Annotated in this window: 25 protein-coding genes; 7 read left to right on the top strand and 18 right to left on the bottom strand. The window is 70.7% G+C overall.

Annotation, left to right across the window (positions count from 1 at the left end):
* Positions 1-63: 63 nt before the first annotated feature.
* Positions 64-867 (bottom strand): sulfite exporter TauE/SafE family protein, encoded by an 804-nt coding sequence (locus FCN18_RS14825; RefSeq protein ID WP_137095374.1) that lies wholly within the window; start codon positions 865-867, stop codon positions 64-66.
* Between the two features lie 85 nt (positions 868-952).
* Between FCN18_RS14825 and FCN18_RS14820 the strand changes: the two genes are divergently transcribed.
* On the top strand, positions 953-1,714 hold the full coding sequence (locus FCN18_RS14820; RefSeq protein ID WP_112267425.1) for an AraC family transcriptional regulator: 762 nt from the start codon (positions 953-955) through the stop codon (positions 1,712-1,714).
* Between the two features lie 48 nt (positions 1,715-1,762).
* A complete protein-coding gene (locus tag FCN18_RS14815; RefSeq protein ID WP_137095373.1) occupies positions 1,763-2,371 on the top strand; it encodes a cysteine hydrolase in 609 nt (202 codons plus the stop codon).
* Between the two features lie 427 nt (positions 2,372-2,798).
* Here the strand turns inward: FCN18_RS14815 and FCN18_RS14810 are convergent, their stop codons facing one another.
* The 7 genes from FCN18_RS14810 to FCN18_RS14780 all read right to left on the bottom strand — a co-directional run bounded on the left by FCN18_RS14810 (position 2,799) and on the right by FCN18_RS14780 (position 7,725).
* On the bottom strand, positions 2,799-3,188 hold the full coding sequence (locus FCN18_RS14810; RefSeq protein WP_112267421.1) for a VOC family protein: 390 nt from the start codon (positions 3,186-3,188) through the stop codon (positions 2,799-2,801).
* Between the two features lie 73 nt (positions 3,189-3,261).
* Positions 3,262-3,633 (bottom strand): VOC family protein, encoded by a 372-nt coding sequence (locus tag FCN18_RS14805; protein WP_112267419.1) that lies wholly within the window; start codon positions 3,631-3,633, stop codon positions 3,262-3,264.
* 59 nt (positions 3,634-3,692) lie between these two features.
* Positions 3,693-5,582 (bottom strand): DUF2075 domain-containing protein, encoded by a 1,890-nt coding sequence (locus FCN18_RS14800; protein WP_137095372.1) that lies wholly within the window; start codon positions 5,580-5,582, stop codon positions 3,693-3,695.
* Positions 5,583-5,742: 160 nt separating this feature from the next.
* Positions 5,743-6,369, bottom strand: a complete 627-nt coding sequence (locus FCN18_RS14795) for a dihydrofolate reductase family protein (RefSeq protein ID WP_113643885.1) — start codon at positions 6,367-6,369, stop codon at positions 5,743-5,745.
* Positions 6,366-6,836 (bottom strand): SRPBCC domain-containing protein, encoded by a 471-nt coding sequence (locus FCN18_RS14790; RefSeq protein ID WP_137095371.1) that lies wholly within the window; start codon positions 6,834-6,836, stop codon positions 6,366-6,368. The genes FCN18_RS14795 and FCN18_RS14790 overlap by 4 nt, the downstream gene beginning before the upstream one ends.
* Positions 6,833-7,183 (bottom strand): ArsR/SmtB family transcription factor, encoded by a 351-nt coding sequence (locus tag FCN18_RS14785; protein WP_112267411.1) that lies wholly within the window; start codon positions 7,181-7,183, stop codon positions 6,833-6,835. Before FCN18_RS14785 ends, FCN18_RS14790 begins: the two co-directional genes overlap by 4 nt.
* A gap of 128 nt (positions 7,184-7,311) precedes the next feature.
* Complete coding sequence (locus FCN18_RS14780) at positions 7,312-7,725, bottom strand: MarR family winged helix-turn-helix transcriptional regulator (RefSeq protein WP_228713958.1); 414 nt, start codon at positions 7,723-7,725, stop codon at positions 7,312-7,314.
* A 51-nt stretch (positions 7,726-7,776) separates the two neighbouring features.
* Between FCN18_RS14780 and FCN18_RS14775 the strand changes: the two genes are divergently transcribed.
* A complete protein-coding gene (locus FCN18_RS14775) occupies positions 7,777-8,190 on the top strand; it encodes an SRPBCC family protein (RefSeq protein ID WP_137095369.1) in 414 nt (137 codons plus the stop codon).
* Between the two features lie 131 nt (positions 8,191-8,321).
* Here FCN18_RS14775 and FCN18_RS14770 read toward each other — a convergent pair whose 3' ends face one another.
* The 5 genes from FCN18_RS14770 to FCN18_RS14750 form a co-directional block, all read right to left on the bottom strand.
* Positions 8,322-9,368, bottom strand: a complete 1,047-nt coding sequence (locus FCN18_RS14770) for a FecCD family ABC transporter permease (protein ID WP_112267405.1) — start codon at positions 9,366-9,368, stop codon at positions 8,322-8,324.
* Positions 9,369-10,412 (bottom strand): FecCD family ABC transporter permease, encoded by a 1,044-nt coding sequence (locus FCN18_RS14765; protein WP_113643887.1) that lies wholly within the window; start codon positions 10,410-10,412, stop codon positions 9,369-9,371. It abuts the gene before it with no gap.
* The gene (locus FCN18_RS14760; RefSeq protein WP_137095368.1) at positions 10,409-11,398 is read right to left on the bottom strand and encodes an ABC transporter substrate-binding protein; all 990 of its coding nucleotides are present in this window, start codon (positions 11,396-11,398) and stop codon (positions 10,409-10,411) included. Before FCN18_RS14760 ends, FCN18_RS14765 begins: the two co-directional genes overlap by 4 nt.
* Before the next feature lie 139 nt (positions 11,399-11,537).
* Positions 11,538-11,891, bottom strand: coding sequence for a DoxX family protein (locus FCN18_RS14755; RefSeq protein ID WP_137095367.1), 354 nt, complete (start codon positions 11,889-11,891; stop codon positions 11,538-11,540).
* Positions 11,892-11,897: 6 nt separating this feature from the next.
* Positions 11,898-12,200, bottom strand: a complete 303-nt coding sequence (locus FCN18_RS14750) for a hypothetical protein (RefSeq protein WP_112267397.1) — start codon at positions 12,198-12,200, stop codon at positions 11,898-11,900.
* 78 nt (positions 12,201-12,278) lie between these two features.
* Here FCN18_RS14750 and FCN18_RS14745 point away from each other — a divergent pair, with 78 nt between their 5' ends.
* A complete protein-coding gene (locus tag FCN18_RS14745) occupies positions 12,279-13,154 on the top strand; it encodes a sigma-70 family RNA polymerase sigma factor (protein ID WP_137095366.1) in 876 nt (291 codons plus the stop codon).
* A gap of 83 nt (positions 13,155-13,237) precedes the next feature.
* On the opposite strand, the gene FCN18_RS14740 is transcribed toward FCN18_RS14745, so the two are convergent.
* The 4 genes from FCN18_RS14740 to FCN18_RS14725 form a co-directional block, all read right to left on the bottom strand.
* On the bottom strand, positions 13,238-15,370 hold the full coding sequence (locus FCN18_RS14740) for a PQQ-dependent sugar dehydrogenase (RefSeq protein WP_112267394.1): 2,133 nt from the start codon (positions 15,368-15,370) through the stop codon (positions 13,238-13,240).
* Positions 15,371-15,816: 446 nt separating this feature from the next.
* Complete coding sequence (locus FCN18_RS14735; protein WP_112267392.1) at positions 15,817-16,014, bottom strand: ferredoxin; 198 nt, start codon at positions 16,012-16,014, stop codon at positions 15,817-15,819.
* Positions 16,011-16,685 (bottom strand): TetR/AcrR family transcriptional regulator, encoded by a 675-nt coding sequence (locus tag FCN18_RS14730; protein WP_112267390.1) that lies wholly within the window; start codon positions 16,683-16,685, stop codon positions 16,011-16,013. The genes FCN18_RS14735 and FCN18_RS14730 overlap by 4 nt, the downstream gene beginning before the upstream one ends.
* 2 nt (positions 16,686-16,687) lie before the next feature.
* Entirely contained in the window at positions 16,688-17,908 is a 1,221-nt protein-coding gene (locus tag FCN18_RS14725) for a cytochrome P450 (RefSeq protein ID WP_137095365.1), read from the bottom strand.
* A 124-nt stretch (positions 17,909-18,032) separates the two neighbouring features.
* Between FCN18_RS14725 and FCN18_RS14720 the strand changes: the two genes are divergently transcribed.
* Entirely contained in the window at positions 18,033-19,466 is a 1,434-nt protein-coding gene (locus tag FCN18_RS14720; protein ID WP_113643891.1) for an MFS transporter, read from the top strand.
* Positions 19,467-19,707: 241 nt separating this feature from the next.
* Here the strand turns inward: FCN18_RS14720 and FCN18_RS14715 are convergent, their stop codons facing one another.
* The gene (locus tag FCN18_RS14715; protein WP_112267384.1) at positions 19,708-20,271 is read right to left on the bottom strand and encodes a nuclear transport factor 2 family protein; all 564 of its coding nucleotides are present in this window, start codon (positions 20,269-20,271) and stop codon (positions 19,708-19,710) included.
* A gap of 55 nt (positions 20,272-20,326) precedes the next feature.
* Between FCN18_RS14715 and FCN18_RS14710 the strand changes: the two genes are divergently transcribed.
* Positions 20,327-20,872 (top strand): enoyl-CoA hydratase/isomerase family protein, encoded by a 546-nt coding sequence (locus tag FCN18_RS14710; RefSeq protein ID WP_137095364.1) that lies wholly within the window; start codon positions 20,327-20,329, stop codon positions 20,870-20,872.
* Positions 20,873-20,896: 24 nt separating this feature from the next.
* Positions 20,897-21,886 (top strand): AraC-like ligand-binding domain-containing protein, encoded by a 990-nt coding sequence (locus FCN18_RS14705; RefSeq protein WP_113643894.1) that lies wholly within the window; start codon positions 20,897-20,899, stop codon positions 21,884-21,886.
* Positions 21,887-22,005 lie beyond the last annotated feature (119 nt).

Below are 22,005 nucleotides of genomic sequence, written 5' to 3'. Positions count from 1 at the left end.
TTGGGACGTTCGGTTCCATCGGTGCGTTCCGGCTTTTTATGTGACGAACTCCTCTATGGACGCTCAGACCGTGGTCGCGACCATCGCCACGACGACGATGGCGAGCAGTCCCACGTAAGTCCACGCGTACACGTGGTCGGGGATGCGCGGCGGCCGCCGGCGCAGTGCCACGATCACCGGCAGGGCGCCGGCGAGCAGGGCAGCCGCCGCGCCGACGTCGACGGCGCCGACGAGCGCGACACCCCCTTCGCCGCCGATGGCGGCGTGCTGGGCGAGGAACACCACGAGCGCGGGTGTGGCGATCGCGAGGGTCAGCGGGTTGGCGAGCGACGTCGCGACCCGCATCGGGTGGCCGGCGCGACGCAGCAACGGAACGGTCAGCACGCTGCCGCCGACACCGAGGAACGACGCCACCGCTCCGATCGGCAGCCCGGCGCCGGTCGCGAGCGCCGCCTGACCAGGCGCCGCTACGGCGGGGGCGGCCCGGCGCAGGAACCCCGGCCGGGCGAGGACGTCGACGATCGTGCCCGTGACGTAGCCGACGAAGCCCCAGGTGATCAGCGCCGACGGTGCGAAGCGCGCGGCGACGGCACCCGCGGCCCCGCCGAGGGCGAGCAGCCCGACGAGCCCGGCCCTGCCCCGGAGCAGCCCGAGCACGCCCCGGTCGGTCGCGGCCGTGGCGACCAGCGCGTTGACGACCATGACGACGCTCGACGTCGCGACGGCGACGTGCGCCGCGTCCGCGCCGAGCGCCGCGTCCACCCCGACGATCACGGGCACCGTCACGAAACCGCCGCCGAAGCCGAACAGCACGGTCGTGGTTCCGGTGAGGATCCCGACGCCGAACAACAGGAGAGCCACGTCCACGGGGGTTCATTCCAGCCGGTCGTCCGCTGGCCGACAATCGATGATCCGCCAGGTTCCTTCGAGACCCGGCCAGTATGCTCGCCGGGTGCGGAACGTGCCCTACGAGCGATACGACCGGGTGCCGCGCGACGTGCTGCCCATCGGTACCGACTACGAACCCGGCCACCTGCTGGAGTGGCACACCCACCGCAGGGCGCAGTTCCTCTACAGCGCCACGGGCAGCATGATCGCCGAGACCGACGACGGCACGTGGACGGTCCCGAGCGAGCGCGCCGTGCTGATCCCCGCGGGGACCCGGCACCGCATCCGGATGCTGGGGGCGAGCACCCGCAGCCTCTACCTCGAGCCCACCGCGGTGCCGTGGTGGCCCGCCGCGTGCACGGTCGTCGACGTCACGCCGCTGTTGCGGGAGCTGTTGCTCGTGGCCGTCGACTTCGGACCCGACTACGACCTCGCCGGCCGCGAGGGCGCGATCGCGAGCCTGCTGCTCTTCGAGATCGCGGCGCTGACTCCGCTGCCGCTGCACGTCAGGTTGCCGGCGGACCCGCGGCTCGCCGCGTTGTGCCGGGACTACCTCGCCCATCCGGAGCCGGGGGTCACGAACGCGGACTGGGCTCGGCGGCTGGCGCTCAGCGAACGCGGGCTCGTGCGCCGCTTCCGCGCCGAGCTCGGCTCGAGTCCCTCGGCATGGCGCGTTCGGGCCCGGCTCATCGCGGCCGTGCCACTGTTGCGCGAGCACGCGATCTCCCGCGTCGCGGGAGACCTCGGCTACGCCTCCCCGGCCGCCTTCACCGCGGCGTTCACCCGGACCTTCGGCGTGCCGCCCTCGGCGCTGCGCGGGACGTGAGCGACAGGGCGGTGGACGGCCGCGGGTTTTCTGGTGCAGTGTGGACGAATGGCGAGCACTTCAGGGCGGGTGGCCGTGCTGGCGCTGCACTGGCAGGTCAACGTGATCAAGCCGGAGGGCTTCTTCGGAGGGATGCTGAGCGAACCGGTGGCCCGCAGCGGCGTGGTCGAGCGCGCGGCGTCCTTTCACCGCTCGGCCGGGGTGCCGGTCTTCTTCACCCGGTTCACGATCCCCGAGGGCGAGGGCGGGCTGGTGCGCAACACCGGCTTCATGCGGGCGGTCGCTGAGGCGCAGGAGGCGTTCCGGCCGGACGCGCCCGGCTCGCAGCTCATTCCCGAGATGGCCGAAGGGGCGCAGACCGTCGACAACCAGAAGCTGTCCGGTCTCGCCGGCACTGAACTCGCCGACCTGCTGACCGGGCGTGGCATCGACACGCTGTTCGTCACCGGCGTGGCCACCAACCTCACCGTCGAGCAGACGGCGCGTCACGGCACCGACCTCGGGTTCACCGTGCACGTGGTGAGCGACTGCGTGGCCGCTGCCGACGAGGCCGTGCACACGGCTTCGCTGGCGAATCTCGAACTCACCACCGCCGGGTGCCTCACCGCCGACGAGGCGTTGGAGCGGCTGCGGACCGAAACACGCTCCGGCGCCTGAAAGGCCGGCCGACCCGGTCGGGAACGGCCGGTCGGTTCTCGACGCGGACCGTGTCGCGCTGGCGTGACCTCGACCTCGCCGCCGTCGCCGTTCACCGTTGTCCACATAGGAGCCGGGGCCGGGCGGGATGGTGGCGGAGCGCGTCACGACGGGCCACGTACCCTGCGCCCGCCCGTACCCGGACCGCCGCCATCCAGCGGCGACCGGCAACTCCGAGGGGATCGACGTCAGCAGGTTCGTCCGCGCGGCCGAGTTCGACCCGATCGACGTCTGGGGCCCGCGCTCGAGGACGGCCGAACGTCGTCCTCGAGACGGTCGATCTGCTGGGGAGGCACCAGGCGCCGGTCACCGACCCGGAGCGCCGGACCCCTGGCTGCCGCTGGACGCGCTGGACCTCTCGCGGGAACCGCTGCCTGCCGTTCCCGGGTTAGCGCTGGGGGAGGTTCTCCCACAGGCCCACGACGTTGCCCTCGGTGTCGGTGAAGTAGGCGTAGAAGCCCATCTGCGGAATCTCGGTGCGGCCGACCAGCTTCGCGCCGCCGAGCTGCTCGACCTTGTCCAGCGCCGCGTCGATGCTCGCCACATCGACCGTGATCACCGGGCTCTTCGGAGCGGCGTCCTTGCGGTCGAACATGCCACCGTTGATGAACCCTGGCTCCGTCGGCATGCCCTGCTCCGAGGTCGGTCCGGTGGTCACGCCGGTGTAGCCCATGCCGGGGAACTCGGTGAGGCTCCAGCCGAACACCTCGCGGTAGAAGCCGCGGGCCCGCTCGCCGTCGTCGTAGGGGATCTCGAAATGAACGATCCGGTTGCTCATCGTCGTCTCCTGCCTTCGGCCGGTACAAGGGGCACCGACGTTAGGCCCCGGGCCCTGGCGACGAACAGAGCACTTAGTCCCCATCGGCTCCCGGAGCCGTGGCGCCGGCGGGCAGGCCGCCGAAGCCGATCTCGTTGCCGTCCGGATCGCGGTAGATCACCTTGCGCACGCCGTTGTCGTACGTCTCGGTGGTGGCGGCCTCGATACCCCTGGTGGCGATACCCTCGACCCGCGCATCGAGATCGTCGACGAAAACCGTCTGCACGGCGTTGCCCGCGCGCTCGGGCAGCACGTCGATGTAGAAGTACCGGTGCTCGGCGAGCTCCCACACAGCCTCGGTGTCGTCCGGCAGGAACGCGGGTTCGGAGCCCAACAGCCGCTCGTACCAGGCGAGCGCACGCTGGTAGTCGCTCACGGGAAGACCGGCGAAGAGGTCGAGTGTCATGCGCTCACGCTAGTGCCCGCCCTCGTCCTCGGCCGCCGCGGCGGATCCTGGCTTGCCGGTTAGCGTGCCATGGACTCGAGGAACTCCTGTGTTTCCGGGTCGGTGGAGTACACGCACACGCCTTGCATCCCTCGAGTGAGCAACACCTTGTAGGTGTTGCGGATCAGCGCGGCGAACTGCCGGTCGTCGGCGCGCTTCACCTGTGGGTCGCGCGATTCAGACTTGACGGCGACCCAGCGGTCCGTTCGCCATACGAAGTCGGGGCCGAAGATCACGCCCGCCCAGTCGTACTCGAAGCCCTGTGCCGTGTACACGCAACCGACCTGTCCGAAGCCGCGTTCGTCGGAGGCCCAGTAGTGCGATTCCGGTGCGTCCGGAACGCGCTGTTGCGGCTTGGCGTTCCACGGGCGCGCCCAGTCACCGATGCGCACGTCCAGGACCAGTTGCCTGCCGTCCCCGGTCCGCACCGGGTCGCTCCACGGCCAGCAGTACCCGGCCGCCAGTCGGGCCGTGCCGCTGCGCTCCGCGCGCTGGTGCAGCAGCCACGACTCCAGCGCCGCCGGGTTGACAGCGCTGCTGACCCGGAAATCGTCGTCCAGGCCGGCCGAGATCTCGCTCCACGACACCGGCGGCTGCTCGGCGATACCGAGAAGCCGTGCGACCCACTCGTCGTAGGCGGCCGAGCCGCCACAGCGGAACTGTCCGGAGAGGTGGACCACCTCGACCTCGCAGCCCACGGCACGGGCGGCTGCGGCGATCTCTTCTTCGGAACCCAGCTCACCGGGTCGCACCGTCTGATGCTCATCGAGGAGGAACACCGGCGTCCACGCCACCTCGATCAGCTCGTCGACCTGCGGTCGCGCGCGTTCCCGGAGCTCACGTTTCGTGTACCGGTTCACACTCTGCTCGCGGATTCGGTGCGCCTCGTCGCAAACGATCACGTCGAGGGCACGCGGTTCGGCGTCGATGTAGTTGTGAAAGAACTTGAACAGCGCCTGCACCCTGCTGTTCCGGCTGCCCGCGATCTTGCGCAGCGTGCGCGTGAACGAGCCTGAGCCCGTCGCATGGTGGACCTTCAGCCCGCGACGGGCGAGGTCTCCAAGAAGGCTCAGCGCGATGACGCTTTTGCCGGAGCCGGGGCCGCCGAGCACGATCACGACGGTGCGGGTGTTGGCCCGGCGTGCCCTTTCCACGGCGTTGAGCACCGTACGGTAAGCGACCTGTTGTTCATCGAGCAACACGAACTGCTCGCGTTCGCGGATCTCCTTCGCCGCCAGGTCCAGCAGCGGCTTGGCCGGCGCGTGCCGGAAGTTCAGGAACATCTCGGCCGCGTCGCGAGCGGCGTCGCGCTCGCCGTCGGGATCGAGCAGACCGCGCAGGTGTTCGACGAACGCTGCTCTGTCGTCGAGTGTGAAAAGCCGGCCGAACGGAGTTGGCTCGTACTGCAGCAGTGTCGCGATGCCGGAGTTGCGCGCGTTGTGCAGATACGCCACACCGTGCACGGCGTTCGGTCGATCGGCCAGGGCCGGTGTCTCGTCCACCAGGTACTCGCAATAGCGCCGCACCTGTTCGACCGGGTGCAACACCGGCTGACCGTAGCCCGCGAGGTGCACCAGTTCCGCGGTTTCTTGCTCCGCCCGCGACCACTGTTTCAGTTCGACGAGCACGTAGGTCGCCTCACCGGTGCGGGGATGGCTGCCGCACAGCACCGCGTCGACCCGCTTCGGGCTATGTGGAAGTTTGTGCTCGAGCAGAACCTCCACATGACCGAGGTCGGCGTCGGCGAGATCGTTGAGGAGGATCGGGAGGCTTCGTGCCCACGAGGTCACCTCACCGTGCCCCACCCGGTGCTCCAACTGGAACCTGGCCTGTTCGTGCAGGCGCTGGTGTAGTTGTCGCGCCTGTGCCTCGACGAGCAGGTCGGAAACCTTCCCCCGGATGAGCGCCACTTAAGTCTTCCCCCAACAGGCACGCAGGTATCCACGTGCGGATTGGGGGCAGCGACGAAGTGTTGCTTCGGTGCCCGTCGGACCGCGAGGACCAGATTAATGGATCAAGCCGGCGCGCTCTGGGCCGTGGCGACCGCGTGTCGAGAGAAGGGCGAACCGCCTAGCGCAGATCCGCGACCCCGCCGTAGTCGGCGGTGCGGACCTCGCCCGTGGTCTCGTACTCGAGCAGCAGCAGGCCCTCCGGTGTGGCTTCGTGCCGGATGAGGCGGAAGCCCGTCGCCGACGTGGGGTGGTTCAGCAGTCGGCGCCCCGTTCCGAGCACGACCGGCGCCACCGCGAGGCGCAGGGTGTCGACGAGGCCCGCGGAGAGCAGCGCGTTGCCGAGCCGGGCGCTGCCGTGGATCTGCAGCTCGCCGCCCGGAGTGTCCTTCAGCTCGCGGACGGCTTTCGCGGCGTCGCCGCGAAGGACGGTGGTCGGCCGCCAGTGCCCCGCCGTGAGAGTGTTCGTCACGACGTACTTCGGCAGCGAGTTCATCCGCTTCGTGTACGGGTCCGCGGGATCGGTGATGCGGGGCCAGTCGCGCGCGAACGCCTCGTACGTGCGGCGGCCGAGCAGCAGCCCGTCGGCGAGGTCGAGCCATTCGGACGTGCGTTCCACGAACGCCTTGTCCAGGTACGGCACGAGCCAGCCGCCGCTGCCGAACCCGTCGCTCGGGTCCTCGGCGGCTGAGCCAGGGCCCTGGCTCACCCCGTCCAGGGTGACGAACTCCGTCAGTGCGATCTTCACGGCGCACGCTCCACGAACCGGGCGAGCTGGTCGGCGACGGTGCCCCAGCCGTCGGCGAAGCCCAGTTCGGCGTGGCGGTCCCTGGCGGCAGGGTCGCCGTGGCGCACGACGATCCGGTAGTCGGTGCCGTCGGCGTGGTCGCGCAGCGTGATCTCGGCGGTCATCGCGACGGGCTCGGGGTTCGCAGGCCGCCACGCGGAGTCCACGCTGTTGGTGAACACGATGCGTTCGAACTCGTCCACCAGCAGGAAGCACGCGTCGACGTGCGGGACGAACGTGTCGCCGTCGTCGCTGATCCGGGTCACGAACGCGCCGCCGGGGCGGACCTCCAGCCGGTCGACCCGGCACAGGGTCGGGGCGGGCACCCACCACTGCGCGAGACTGCCGGGATCGGTCCACGCTGCCCAGACCACCTTGCGGGGTGCGCGGATGACCCGTTCGATGCTGAGGTCGAGCTCGGGGTTCATGACGTCCTCTTCTCCATGGAATGCGTCGAATCGGTGACGAACTGCTCCAGCCGGTCGGTGCGCTCCTCCCAGAGGCGCCGCTGCCGCGCCAGCCAGTCCTCGACGACCGTGAACCGCTCCCGGTTGAGCGTGCAGGTGCGCACGCGACCGGACTTCGCCGTGTGGATCAGCCCGTTCGTCTCCAGAACCCGCACGTGCTTCATGAACGAGGGGAGCGTCATCGTCGCCTCACGCGCCAGTTCGCCGACGCTCGCCGGACCGTGCCCGAGCCGGTGGATCACGGCCCGTCTGGTCGGGTCGGCGAGTGCGAGAAAAAGGCCGTCGAGGTCGGCCAAACACTGTGCCACGAGGCTAAGTATCCGCGCGCACAACACTTAGCGCAAGAGCTAAGTATCAAGCCAAGCCCCGCCACCTGCCCCCAAGGCCACCTTTGCTGCGCTCAACGCAACAAAGGTGGCCTTGGGGGCCGGTGGCGCTACTCCGGATGGGCGAGCTTGGTCAGCATCGCGCGGAGGGCGCCCTGCTCGTCGGGGGGCAGGTCGGCGAGCAGCTCGATCTCCATCTTCCGGATGTCGGCCTTCGCGGCGGCGTGGCGGGCTTCGCCTTCCGGGGTCAGCCGGACGGTCTGCGCGCGACGGTCGGCCGGATCCCGTTCGCGGACGATCAGCCCGTCGTGCTCGAGCTCGTCGAGGAGCGCGATCAGCCGGGTCTTGTCGTAGCCGATCGCCTTGGCCAGCGCGAGCTGGGAGGTCGCGGGTTGCTCGGCGAGGCTCGTCAGCGTGGCGTAGGCCCACATGGAGAGTCCGTGTGCGCGCAGCAGCGGGTGCTCCGCGTCCATCAGCCGTCGCATGATGCGCGCGAGCAGCGCGCCGAGGTCCTCGTCTTCCACAACGGGGATCGTAGAGTGACAAATTGATACGCACATGCGTACGATACGCGCATGCATACTATTTCATTCCGTGCCGAGACCGCGACCGTCTCCATCAGCGCACCGACGAAAACCGTCCTCGACCTCGTCGCCGACCCGCAACAGCTGCCTCGCTGGGCTCCCGGCGTCGCGAAGGCCGTCCGCCCCGAGGGCGACGAATGGGTGCTCGTCAACGGCGACACCGAGTTCCGGATCACCGTCCGCGTGTCGCGGGAGCACGGCACCGTGGACCTGCTTTCCGCGCAGGACCCCCGGCAGGGCGTGTTCACCCGGGTGCTGCCCAACGGTGAGGGCTCCGAGTACCAGTTCACGATGCTCTTCCCCGCCGACGCGCCGGACACGGCGGTCGCCGAGCAGATGTCGACCGTCCGCGAGGAGCTGCGGACAGTGCGCAAACTGTGCGAGGAGCAGGCGGCGCTCGGCTGACACCGGCCCAGGGCAGGCACCGCCATGCCCAGCGGCCGCATCGCGCACGAGCTGGATCAGCGCCGCCGCGCGGTTTCCACAGTGAACACGGACTCGCGCGGGTGGCTCAGTTGCCCGCCGCCTGACGGAGGCTAACCGCCCCGGCCCACACGGTTGGTGACCGCGAGCAGCCAGAGCAGGTACGGTGCGCCGACGATCGCGGTGACGACGCCGACGGGGAACTGCACCGAGGCGAACGCGTGCTGGGCGACGAGATCGGACACCGTCATCACCAGCGCGCCCACCAGCGCCGAGGGCACGAGCGCGATACCGGGGCCGCCCGCGAGCCTGCGGGCGATCGGGCCGGACACGAACGCCACGAAGGCGACCGGGCCCACGGCGGCCGTGGCGGCGGCCGCGAGGGCGACCGCGGTGACGATCAGTCCCATCCTGGCCCGTTCGAGCGGCACGCCGAGTGCCTGCGCGGTGTCGTCGCCGAGCTCCAGCGGCAGCAGCCAGCGGCCTGCCAGCAGCGCGAGCGGGACGATCAGCGCGAGACTGAGCCCGAGGATCTGCACGGTCGTCCACGTCTTGGCGTTGAGGCTGCCCGTGAGCCACACCAGCGCCTCGCGCGCGTCGTACACGTCGGCCCTCGTCAGGCAGTAGGACACGATGCTCGTCAGCATGGCGCCCATCGCCACGCCCACCAGCACCAGCCGGTAGCCGGTAACCCCCTTGCGCCAGGTGAGCACGTAGATCGCCGCGGCCGTGGCGAGCGCGCCCGCGAACGCGGCCAGCGACACCGCGAACCCGCGCAGCCCGATCAACAGCAGGGCCACCACGGCGGCCGCGCTCGCGCCGCCGGTGATGCCGATGATGTCGGGGCTCGCCAGCGGATTGCGAACGAGGGACTGGAAGATCGCGCCGGACAGGCCGAGTGCCGCGCCGGCCAGTACCGCGACCAGCGCCCTGGGCAGCCGCAGTTCCCTGACGATGTAGGACATGCCGTCCCCGTCGCCGCCGAACAGCGCGCGCACGACGTCGGGCAGCGGGATCGTGACGTCGCCGAGCGACACCGACACGCAGAGGGCGAGGAACCCCGCCGCGGCGAGCATGAGCGACACCACCGTGGTGCGCGAACGCTTGCGCCTGCGGGTGCGGGCGACCGTCGGCGGCCGGGCGTCGAGAGACGTGGGCATCTAGAGCTCCGACAGCTTGCGGTAACGGACGAGCATGATCAGAAACGGCGAGCCGACCAGGGACAGCACGATGCCGACCTGCAGCTCGCCCGGTTGGGCCACCACCCGCCCGAGGACGTCGGCGGCCAGCACGAGGACGGGGCCGAGCAGCAGCGAGTACGGCAGGATCCAGCGGTAGTCGGGGCCGGTCACCAGCCGCGCGAGATGCGCCACGAACAGGCCGACGAACCAGATCGGGCCCGCGATCGCCGTCGCCGCGCCGCAGAGCACCACGGTCACGACGGCCGTCGCCCCGCGCGCCAGGCCAACTCGCTGTCCGAGCCCGCTCGCGACGTCATCGCCGAGGGAGAGCGCGTTGAGCGCCCTGCCGAGAAACAACGCGGCGACCACGCCGGCGACGACGAAGGGCGTGAGCGGGGCGACCAGGTCCCAGTCGCGGCCGGCGAGGGAGCCGACGGTCCAGAACCGGTGCTGGTCGAACGTGACCGAGTCGGTGAGCAGGACGGCGGTCGTCAGTGCCACGAGCGCGGCGCTGACCGCGGCGCCGGCGAGCGCGACCTTCACGGGTGTCGCGCCGCCGCGGCCGAGCGAGCCGACCACGTAGACGACGACCGCCACGAACAGCGCTCCGGCGAATGCGAACCACACGTAGCCGAGCGCGGTGGTGACGCCGAACAGCCCGATCGCGCACACCACCGCGAACGCGGCGCCCGCGTTGATCCCGAGCAGGCCGGGGTCCGCGAGCGGGTTGCGGGTGATGCCCTGCATGAGGACGCCCGCGAGGCCGAGTGCCGCGCCCACGAGCAACCCCGCGAGCGTCCGCACCGCCCGGTCCGCGATCACCTGGTGCTCGGCTATCCCCGCGTCGTAGGCGCGCAGCGCGTCGAGCGCGACGGAGAGCTCGATCGGCCGCGCGCCGACGACGACGCCGAGCACGGAGACGAGCAGCACCAGCACGGCGAGCCCGGCGAGGCCCGCCGCGAGGCGGTACGAGGCGGGTGCCCTCCGGCGTTGCCCGGTCGGCACCCGCGTCCGCTCTGTCACGCGCCTGGCTGGCCGGCGGCCTCGCGCAGGTGCGGCCGCAACTGGTCGAGCGCGTACGGGATCGACAGCGGCGTGGGCGTGTTGAGCCCCACCACCGTCGGGTAGTCGAGCACCGCCACCGTGCCCGGCAGCTGGTCGAAGCCGGGGATGTCGGCGAGGTCGCTCTCATCGCCACCGTTGACGAGGAAGGCCAGCAGGTCGGAGCGCAGCAGGTCGGCCCGTTCGGTGCTCACGTTGAGCCTGGTCTGGCCTGTTCGCGTGCCCTCGTCCCGCACCGGCGGGTACAGCTTCATGCCCAGCTGCTGGAAGAACAGGCTCGAGCCGTCCTTCTCGCTGGCGACGATGTACATCGAGTCACCCACGATGTACTGCGCGAGCGCGAACGTCTTGCCATCGAGCCCGGGCAGCTCCCGCGCCGTGGCCGACACGGCGTCGTCGACCGAGGTGACGAGTCGCTCGGCCTCGTCCGGCTTGTCGAGGATCTTTCCCGCCGTGCGGACCAGGTCCTGCCATGGCGTCACCTCGTCGGCGCTCGCCGGGCCCGCGATCGTCGGCACGCGCTCCGACAGCAGCCGGTACGTCTCCTCGTTGTTGATCGAGAACGAGCCGACCACCAGGTCGGGCTCCAGCGCCAGGATCTGCTCGACGGGCACGCCGTCGGTCAGGGAGAGCGCCTTGCTGTTCGCGGGCAGCTTCTGCCACGGCACGCCCGACTCCGGCATCAGGTCGTCGACCGTGTAGCCGACGGGCTCGACGCCCATCGCGAGCATCGTGTCGGTCCACTGCACGTCGATGGTGACGATCCGCTCGGGCACCGTGTCGATCGTCGTCGACCCGAACCGGTGCTCGACCGTCACCGGATTCGCCAGCGCGCGGCCGCTGGCCTCAGTGCCGCCTTCGTCCGAACCGCAGCCCGCGATGGCCGCGACCGCCAGCGCGCCGGCCAGCACGGCGACGGAGCGTGACAGACGTCCTCGAAAGTTCATTAGGGCAGGTTAACCTAACTCGCCCCGTTGGCCGCGGTATCTTGTCCGGTCCGTAACCAGGGGCCGCGCGAGTCGTGCGCTCAGGGCGCCGAGTTGTGCACGCCCGCCGTGAGGGGAACGCACGACTCGCGCGGGGGCGTCAGGCCGAGAGGCCGAGCGTCAGCGAGGCCGCGGCGACCAGCAGGAAGGCGAGGGGGAAGCCGAGCGAGGCCGAGCGGTCACCGGCTCGCAGGTGCGTGAGCACCGCCCCGATGTAGAAGAGCACCAGCCCGGCCGCGGCCAGCAGGCCGATCACCGGCACGCCGAGGAGCCCCAGCAGCAGTCCCACCGCGCCGGCGCCCTTCAGCAGCGCGAGACCGGGCAACCACGACTCCGGCACCCCGACGGCGGCCGAGTTCTGGAGCACGAACCGGGCGCGGGCCAGATCGGCAACCACGATGAAGGCGTTGGCGGCGATGGCGAGCACCGTCACGGCGAGATAGGCGACGAACATGGCGCCTCAGCCGAACAGCTCGTAGGAGCCGAGCACGGTGACGGGGTGCGGCCCCGTCGGCTCCAGCGACCACTCGGGAATCAGCTGCTGGTACGCGCGGCACTCCGGGATGCCGGGCAACGGGTTGTCCACGCCCTCGTCGAGTTCCAGCAGGTTGAGAAAGGTGACGCCGTCGGCCAGCTTGCACGCGGCGAAGCGGATACCGTGCGGGCGTGCCCGCCGGAGCGCGGCGACCATCGTGTCCATCGCCTCCTCGACTGCGGGCACGTCCGCCTCGCGGGTGGTGAACCGGACCAGCTGAACCGGCATGGTGTCCTCCTGTGTGTCCCGTTGCGGGGTTGGATCGCGTCATCCCTCTGACGAGAGGCGCACGAGGAAGGGGACACGATGCGCGACTGGGACGCGCTGGCCGAGCTGTTCGAGGGGCGGCGGGACTACCTGTGGGCGGTGGCCTACCGGATCCTGGGTTCGGCCACCGACGCGGAGGACGCCGTCCAGGAGACGTGGCTGCGACTTCAGCGCGCTGACCTCGGCGAGGTCGGCAACCTACCGGGCTGGCTCACCACCGTGGTCACCCGGATCTGCCTCGATCTGCTGCGCTCGCCCCGCAGGCGGCGGGAGACGCCCGCCGATCCAGAGCTGCCGGACCGGCCCGGCGACGCCGCCGACCCCGCCCGCGAGGCCGTGCTGGCCGACTCGGTGAGCAGGGCACTGTTCAGGGTGCTGGAAACCCTCAGCCCCGCGGAGCGCGTGGCGTTGGTGCTGCACGACGTGTTCGCCGTCCCGTTCGCCGAGATCGCGCCGATCCTCGACCGGACACCGCAGGCCACGAAGAGGCTCGCGAGCCGTGCCCGCGCGCGGGTGGCCGGGGGCGCCGGGGAGGAGCCCGTGGCCGACCTCGCCGGACATCGGCGTCTCGTCGACGCCTTCCTCGCCGCGATCCGGGCAGGTGACACCGAGGCGCTGCTCGCGGTGCTGGCGCCCGACGTCGTCCGGCGCGTCGACCCGGCCTTGCTGCCGGACGGCGTGCCTGCCGAGGTCCGGGGATCCGCCACGGTGGTGGCCGAGGCACGCACGATGTCCGCACCAGCGCGGACCGCGCGGCCCGCTTTGGTGGACGGTTCGCCGGGAGCGGTCGTGGTCCGCGACGGGCATGTCCGGCTCGCGCTCACGTTCCGGATCGTGGGCGACCTGATCGCCGAGTTCGCCGTGATCGGCGACCCCTCACGGCTTTCGCGGCTGACGGTCACCGAGGTCGGGTGACCGAGGCTGCCGGCCGCACCCAAGGCCACCTTCGGTGCGTTCAGCGCACCAAAGGTGGCCTTGGGGGACAAGAAGGGCGGTACTTATTCGGTGGGGGTCAGTGCGACTTCGGCCGTGCCCGTCAGCGGGGGCACGCCCTCGGCGCCGGGGTCGGTGTAGGTCGCGTTGAACACGCCGGCCAGTTCGTCGTGCTCGGGATCGTGGCCGTCCGGCACCGTCGTCACGAAGGACCCGGTGCAGCCGGTCGCCGACGAGATCGGGTGACCGTGATCGTCGTGACCGAGGATGTAGGTCACCTGCACCCGCGAGCAGTCCACGGGCTGATCGTCGGTCACGGCGACCTCGTACTGGACGACGTCGCCGAACTCGAAGGGCTGTCCCTCCACGGGGCTGACGAACGTGACCACGGGCTCCTCGTTGCCGACCACGATGTCGACCTCGGCGGACGCGGAACGGCCGCGGTGCTTGCCCCCGAGGTCGGTCACCTTCAGCGTCGCGGTGTAGACACCGTTCTGCGTGTAGGTGTGCGTGGGGTTGAGCTGCCGGGAGTCGATGTCACCGTCGGAGTCGAAGTCCCACTCGTAGCGCAGCCGGTCCCCGTCCGCGTCCTGGGTGCCCTCGCTGGAGAAGTTCACCGTGAGCGGTGTCTGTCCATTGTCGACGTCGGCTGTCACCACGGGCACCGGTGTGTGGTTGCCGCCAGTTCCGATGTAGTCGATCCGGGCGAGCTGCGCGTCCGGATTCTCCGCGAAGTAGCCCTTGCCGTAGTCGAGCACGTACAGCGCCCCGTCGGGGCCGAACTCCATGTCGATCGGCCCGGACACGGGGATCGACGGCACGACGTCCTCGATGGACGTCAGCTCACCGGCGCGGTCGAGGCGGAAACCCTTGATGTAGTCGCGCGTCCACTCGTAGAACAGCGGCATGCCGTCGTAGTACTTCGGCCACGCGACCGGGGTGCGCCCGTGCTGGTCGCGCGGGTCGTATTCGTACGCGGGCCCGGCCATCGGACCGATGCCGCCGGTCGCGCCGAGCTCGGGGAACTCCTCGGACTCGGCGTAGGTGTACCAGACGTCGGGCTGTTCCACTGGCGGAAGCTCGGTGAGGCCGGTGTTGTGCGGCGAGTTGTTCACGGGCGCCGCGCAGTCGAACGGCTCACCGGACTGTTCCGTGGCGAAGTCGTAGTCGACGTAGGGCATGTCCGGCGCGACGCAGTAGGGCCAGCCGTAGTTGCCTGCCTCCCTCGTCACCAGCCACCGTCCGTGCCCGGAAGGCCCGCGTCCGGGGTCGGCCTCGGCGGCGTCCGGTGAGTAGTCGGCCACGTAGAGGTCGCCCCGGCCGTTGACCTCGATCCGGAACGGGTTGCGCAGCCCCATCAGGTAGATCTCGGGCCGCGTCTGGGGAGTTCCGGGCTCGAAGAGGTTGCCGTCGGGGATCGTGTAGGAGCCGTCCTGCTGCACGCGGATCCGCAGCACCTTGCCACGCAGGTCGTTGGTGTTCGCCGACGTCCGCTGGGCGTCGAACGCCGGGTTGCGGTCGGCTCGCTCGTCGATCGGCGTGTACCCGTCGGACTCGAACGGGTTGGTGTCGTCGCCCGTCGACAGGTACAGGTTTCCCTTGCCGTCGAACACGATGTCGCCGCCGACGTGGCAGCAGATGCCCCGGTCCTCCTCGACCTCGAGGATCTGCTGCTCGGTGGAGAGGTCCAGCTCGTTGCCCTTCAGCTGGAAACGGGACAACCGCTGCACGCCCTCGAAAGGCTCGAAGTCGGCGGGCGTCCCCGTGAACGGCGCGTCGCCCTCGTTGACGTCCGGGGTGGCCGGGTCGTCGACCGGGGTGTCCATCGGCGGCGCGTAGTACAGGTACACCCACCGGTTGCTCGTGCCGTTGAAGCCGGGGTCGACGGCGACGCTCTGCAGCCCCTCCTCGTCGTGGGTGTAGACGTCCAGCTCCGCCGCCAGGGTGTTCAGGCGCGTGTCCGGGTCGTGCAGCCACAGCTCGCCGGCGCGGGTGGTGTGCAGCACCCGCCCGTCCGGCAGCACCGCGAGGTCGACCGGTTCGCCGGGGGAGTCGTTGAGGGTAACCTTCTGGAAGGCCGAATCGGGCGGCGGCGCGGGTTGTCTCACGGACGCCGGCGAGGCCGCCGACATCGCCGGCGCGACGGCCAGAGCCGTGCCGGCCGCGGCGGCCAGTGCCACCATGCGCGATATTCGCATGGGTACCTACCTCTCGTCACGGAACTCGGTGGGGATGGGGAAGTGGCGCGTGCCGTAGAAGGCGTGACGCGGGGAGCAGCCATCGAGCTCACGTGGGAGAGGAACGAGCGACGGTGCCGGTGACGCTGTCGGATCCGCCCCGATCCTGCTCACGCGGTGACCCCCAACCTTCTTCGGCTCGGTAGTGCTCGAGGCGGGGCCTACGCGAGCGCCCCACACCGGGTGTCTTCGCCGTTTCGAACAGTAAGGGGACTTTTGGTTGTCGTCAACATAAACACGTTCGCACCGTGCTGAAGATCGTTTGCGTTGACCCTAATGAGAGGCGCGTTTCAGCTCAGGCAGCCGCAGTGAAGGCCACCATGCCTGCGTTCAACGCAGGCATGGTGGCCTTCACTGCGGTCGGGCCGTCGGGAGCGTGGTGTGGGCGGTGGTGGTCATGACAGGGTTCAGGCGCCGCGCAGGGCGATCGCGCCGGCCGGGCAGATGTCGGCGGCCTCGCGGACGCCGCCGTGCACCTGCTCCGGCGGTTCCGCGTCGAGCAGCACCACGACGCCGTCCTCCTCGCGCTGGTCGAACACCTCCGGCGCCACCAGCACACAGGAACCCGCGCCGCAGCACCTGTCCTCGTCGACCTCGACCCTCATGTCCTGCGTTCTCCCTTCGGTTGCCGCGTTTCCGTCACGGGGGCGTGCCACAGGCCGACGATCGCGTCGATCAGACCGCTCGCGGCCGCGTGCCAAGTGCTCCTGGGGGTGGGGGAGCCCTCTGCCAGCGCACGCTCGCGCTCGGCGACCGTGTGCACCATCAGCTGCCGGACCATGTCGCCGCGTTCCATGCGCACCTCGACCGGCAGCTCGGGGATGCACCGGTTGAGGCCGTCGATCGCTCGGACCAGCGTGGGCGAGGTGAGCGACTCCTCCGACGTGATGTCTCGCAGCGAGGGCTCGGTCATGAGCTGCGCGGAGAACCGCCCGTACCACGTGGGGGTGCCGAGCTCCGCGAGGTGCTCGATGGGCGGCCGCACGAGACAGGTCACCCAGTCCCTGGTCTCGGTGGAGTCGCCCAGCTCGGACACCATCCGCTCGCGGATGCGCTCGGTCTGGTCATGGTGCTTGCGCACGATCGCCCTGACCAGATCGGTCTTGGTGCCGAAGTGGTAGTTGACCGCCGCGTTGTTGCCCTGCCCCGCGGCCTCGCTGATCTGGCGGTTGGACACCGCGAAGACCCCGTGCTCGGCGTACAGCCGTTCCGCGGCGGCGAGGATCGCCTCCCTGGTGGCGCTGACGCGGTCGGCGCGCGCGGTTCCGTTCGGCATCGTCACCACCGCACCGGGACTTCGCGCAGGCCGCCCACCACGAGCCCCTCCACGCGGCGAAGGTCCTTCGCGGGCACGGCCAGCTCCAGCGTCGGCAGTTTGCGCAGCAGCACCTCGAGCACCACCTGCAACTCCGTGCGGGCCAGTGCCTGACCGAGGCACGAGTGCGGCCCGCTGCCGAAGGCGAGGTGCGGGTTGGGTGTGCGGGCGATGTCCAGCTCGTCCGCATCCTCGAACGCCTGCTCGTCGCGGTTGGCGGCGGCCATGCTGCACAGCACGGTGGTGCCGCGCGGCAGCGCCGCGTCGCCAATCTCCACATCCTCGTCGAGGTAGCGCACCATGCCGAGCCCGGGGTTGGCGTCGAAGCGCAGCACCTCCTCGACGGCGGTGCGCACCGCCGACGGGTCGGCGAGCAGCCGTTCCCACTGCCGCCGGTCGGCCAGCAGCATGGCGACCATCTTCCCGATCATGTTCGCCGTCGTCTCGTGCCCGGCGATCAGCAGGCCGAGGCCGGTGGCGACGAGCATCTTGTCGGACAGGCGCTCGCCGGTGCTGTCGGTGGCGGTGATGAGCTCGCTGAGCAGGTCGTCGCCCGGCCGCTCCCGTTTGGCGGCGACGTGGCTGGCCAGGTACGCGAAGAACTCGTCCTGCGCCGCGTTGACCTCGTCCTCGGTGTAGCGCGTCAGGTTTAGCAGGGAGTCGGACCAGTGGGCGAACCGGTCGCGGTCGCTGGCGGGCACGCCGAGCATGTCGCAGATGACCCACACCGGCAGCGGGAAACCGACACTCGCCTTCAGGTCCGCGGGCGGGCCCGACTTCACCATGTCGTCGACGAGCCGCTCGGCCATCGCCTCGATGGCGGGCCGCAGGGTCGCCATCCGCTTTGCGGTGAACCACCTGTTGACCATCCGGCGCCACCGCTGGTGGGCCTCGCCGCTCTGCGGGAGTGTCGTCGCCATCTCGTTGTTGAACAGCCCGCCCGACTCGGTGGCTGAGATGCGCGCCGCGTCGGGGGCGTTCAGGAGCCTGCCGAACCGAGGGTCCGCGAGCACCTGCTTCACGTCGTCGTAGCGCGTGAGTAGTGACGCCTCGTCGCCGCTGGGCAACGTCACGCGGGCGACGGGGCACCGCTGCCGCAGCCGCTCCCATTCCCCTGGCGGTTCGAGCGCCGCCGGGCCGGTGAAGGGATAGCCCAGCGCCTCCTCGATTCCGGCATGGCCCACGGTGCATCCTCCTCGAAGTAGCCGTCGAGTACGTGGCCAGTTAACCGAGCCCTGCTAGTCTTCGTCAAGCGCTTGCTTTAAACTTGCAACGCACAAGCATATTTTCCGAAGACGGAGACTTCCCATGACGCATGCCCCTGCCGTGGCGCGGCCGAACGTCGTCGTGGCGGTGCTGGCCCTCTCGGGGATCGTGGTGTCGCTGACGCAGACCATGGTCATCCCACTCGTGCCGAAGCTTCCCGACCTGCTGGGGGCGAGCGCCTCCGACGCGGCGTGGGCCATCACCGCGACGCTGCTCGCCGCCGCTGTCGCGACTCCCACCGTGGGGCGGCTCGGGGACATGTACGGCAAGCGCCGCATGCTGCTGTTCAGCCTCGGGATGCTGGCGGTCGGCTCCGCCGTCGTCGCGCTGTCCGGCAGCCTCGCGCCAGCGGTGGTCGGGCGGGCACTGCAGGGCCTCTCCGCCGGGGTGATCCCGCTGGGGATCAGCATCATGCGCGACGAGCTGCCCGCCGAGCGGGTCGGCTCGGCGATCGCGCTGATGAGCGGGTCGCTGGGTGTCGGTGGCGCGCTGGGCCTTCCCGCCGCGGCGTTCCTCGCCGAGAACGCGGACTGGCACGTGCTGTTCTGGAGCTCGGCCGGGCTCGGGATCGGGGCCGCCGCGCTCGTGCTCGTGCTCGTGCCGGAGTCCTCGGTGCGCACCGGGGGCCGCTTCGACGTGCCCGGTGCGGCCGGGCTTTCCGTGGCGCTGCTGTGCCTGCTGCTGGCGATCTCCAAGGGTGCCGACTGGGGCTGGGGGAGCGGTCTCACCACCGGGCTCTTCGCCGTGGCCGTGGTCGTGCTGCTGCTGTGGGGATGGTGGGAACTGCGCACGACCGAGCCACTGGTCGACCTGCGCACCACGGCCCGTCGTCAGGTCCTGCTCACCAACCTGGCCTCGGTCGCGTTCGGGTTCTCGATGTTCGCGATGTCGCTCGTGCTCCCGCAGCTGCTGCAGCTGCCGGAGGCGACCGGGTACGGCCTCGGTCAGTCGATGGTCGCGGTCGGCCTGGTGATGGCGCCCAATGGACTCGTGATGATGGCGATGGCGCCGGTGTCGGCGCGGATCTCCCGCAACCTCGGCCCCAAGGTGACGCTCATGGCCGGCGCGGCCGTGGTCGCGATCGGCTACGGGCTTGGCATCGTGCTCATGTCGGAGATCTGGGAGCTGGTGTTCGTCTCCTGCGTCATCGGCGCCGGGATCGGGCTCGCCTACGGTGCCATGCCGGCGCTGGTGATGGCGGCCGTGCCGGTGTCGGAGACGGCGGCAGCCAACAGCCTCAACACCCTCATGCGTTCCATCGGCACGTCGGTCTCCAGTGCGGTGGCCGGCGTGGTGCTCGCGCACCTGACCGTCTCGCTCGGCACCGTCTCGGTTCCCGCCGTGAACGGCTTCCGTGTGGTGATGGCGATCGGTGCGGCCGCCGCGCTGGTCGCACTCGCCGTCGCGGCCTTCCTGCCCGGCCGCACACCGGTGCGGGCCGTCGAGGAGGCGGAGCCGGTGGCGGCGGCGCGCTAGCAGCTGCAGTGAAGGCCACCTTCCCTGCGTTGATCGAACACAGCGGCGCGGAGCGCCCCCGCTTGGGTGGTGTGGGAGACGGGCGGGCGCAGGGAAGGTGGCCTTCACTGCGTCCGCCCATTGGCGCGGCACTGCGCGGGCGCCGGGTGGTGGTGCTGGAGGCGGCGGAGCACGCAGAGGCGCCGGCGTTCGGCATCGCCGACGGCCGCAGCCCGGTGTGTCCACACCGGACCCTCCAGGGTCAGTGAAGGTGGTCGTGCAGCCAGTCGGCACTGCCGCCGTTCAGCACCTCGGGCCAGTCGGCGGGCCGCTGGTCGCCGTAGGCCCGCACGCGCAGCGCGTCGCCGAGGGCGTCGGCGTACTCGCGCACGTCGACGTAGTACATATAGGACATCAGGCGGTCGGCGAACCGCCAGCCCTCCGGCGTCCTGCGGTAGCGGTCCCGGTAGCGCAGCGCGACGACCATGGGCTTGCCGTCGCGAACCACCTCGGCGTGCGAGGCCAGCAGCCCGTGCGCGGAATCGGGGTCGCCGTCGTCGAAGCGGATCACGTGGCCGTGCGTGAAGTGGTTGGTGGCGCCCAGCGCGGCGAACCGGCCCTGGTACACGCGCACGATCTCGTCGATCCCGCTGGCGGCGAACACCCCGTCCGCCGAGCGCAACGTCGCGTCCTCGCAGAAGATCCGGCGGATCCCGCGAACGTCCCGCTCGTCCATGACGTAGCCGTACAGCACGGCGAGGTCGGTGATCTCGGTGCGATCCTCGATCCTGGTGAGCCGTTGTTCGAGCGTCAGGGCGGTGGTCACGAGGTTCCTCCTTGGACACGATCGACGGCGCAATCTATTGCTATGGTAATCATTAATAGCATCGGATAAAGGGGTCCGCCGGACGCGGCCGCACCTGCGCGACGTCTACGCCGCCTTCCACGCCGTCGAGCGGTGCGCGGTGCCCGTGATCGCGGCCGTGAACGGGCTCGCCTACGGCGGCGGCACAGAGCTGGCGCTAGCCTGCGACATCGTGCTGGCGGGGCGCTCGGCCCGGTTCGCGTTCAAGGAGCCGACCGTGGGGCTGATGCCCGGCTACGGCATCGTCCGCGGTCCTGACGTCGTCGGCAGGCACTGGACGCGCTACCTCGCGCTCACCGGCCGCGACATCGGCGCCGAGCGCGCGGAGCGGGCGGGCCTGGTCCAGGAGGTGCATCCCGACGAGTCGCTGGTCGACGCCGCCGTCGCGCTGGCCGCCGAGATCGCCGCGCACCCCGCGCTCGCCGTGCAGGTCGGCAAGGCATTCGTCAACCGCGACACCGGCGGCGGGTTCACCGAGTCGGTGGACTCCACGGCACTGCTGTTCGACACCGACGAGCACCGCGAGGCCGTCCGCGCCTTCCGGGCCGCCCGCGGCAGGTGACGCGAACCACCACTTCGTCGTACCATGGCGCTTCCCGACCACACGGTCAGTAATTGGGCCGGGAAGGAGGCCGACGTGGGCGCGCTCCCCGACGCACCGACGAGCCTGACGGACTGGCGGGAGGCGCTCGCGCGGGCGTTCGTGCCGCTGGACGTGTCCCCGCTGGGTGAGGCCGCGGCGTTCCGAGGGCGGCTGCACGCCGGGCCGATGGCCGACCTGCAGGTTTCCGTCGTCTCCTCGTCAGGGCAGGTCGTCCGGCGGACGCCGGGCCTGGTCCGGCGCAGTGCCGCCGACCTGTACAAGGTTGGCCTGCAGCTGCGCGGCCGCGGCCGTGTGGAGCAGGACGGCAGGGCCGCGCGGCTCGAACCCGGCGACCTGGCCGTCTACGACACCACGCGCCCCTACGAGCTCGTGTTCGAGCACGACTTCGAGATGCTGGTCCTCGTGGTGCCCCGGCACCGGCTCGCCACCCGCGCGCCCGCGCTGGCCGACGCGACCGCGGTGACCATCCCGGGCGCGAGCGGCACGGGCGCGCTGACCTCGTCGCTGCTGCGCGGCCTGGACCCGAGGATCCTGCGCCCCGGCCCCGAGGCCGCCCACCTGAGCGACGCGGCCGTCGACCTGCTCGCCGCCTGCCTCACCGGCCGCGCGGGCACCCGCCCGGAACCCGCGGCCGACACCGTTGTGACGGCGGCCCAACGCTACATCGACGACCACCTCCGCGAACCCGACCTGCGGCCCGCCGACGTCGCCGCGGCGGTGCACGTGTCGCTGCGGCACCTCCAGAAGCTGTTCGAACGGCGCGGAACCACGATCACCGGCTGGATCCGGGAGCGCAGGCTCGACCGTTGCTGGCACGACCTCGCCGACCCCCGGCTCGCGCACCGCCCGGTCGCCGCCGTCGCCGCGTCCTGGGGGCTGGTCGACGCCCCGCAGTTCAGCCGCGTCTTCCGCGCCCGCTACGGCCGTACGCCGAGGGAGCACCGGGCCGAGCTGACCGCCGCCGCGAGCTGACGGATGCAGTGAAGGCCACCTTCACTGCGTTCAACGCAATGAAGGTGGCCTTCACTGCGTTGGGCGCTGACCGGAGACGCCGCATCCGCACAAGAGCTGTGCGCGCACGCACAAGACGT

The sequence above is a fragment of the Prauserella endophytica genome (genome assembly GCF_005146945.1).
Taxonomy (GTDB): domain Bacteria; phylum Actinomycetota; class Actinomycetes; order Mycobacteriales; family Pseudonocardiaceae; genus Prauserella_A; species Prauserella_A endophytica.
The sequence above is the reverse complement of the archived record's forward strand: the minus strand, read 5'-3'. Positions and strand labels throughout refer to the sequence as shown.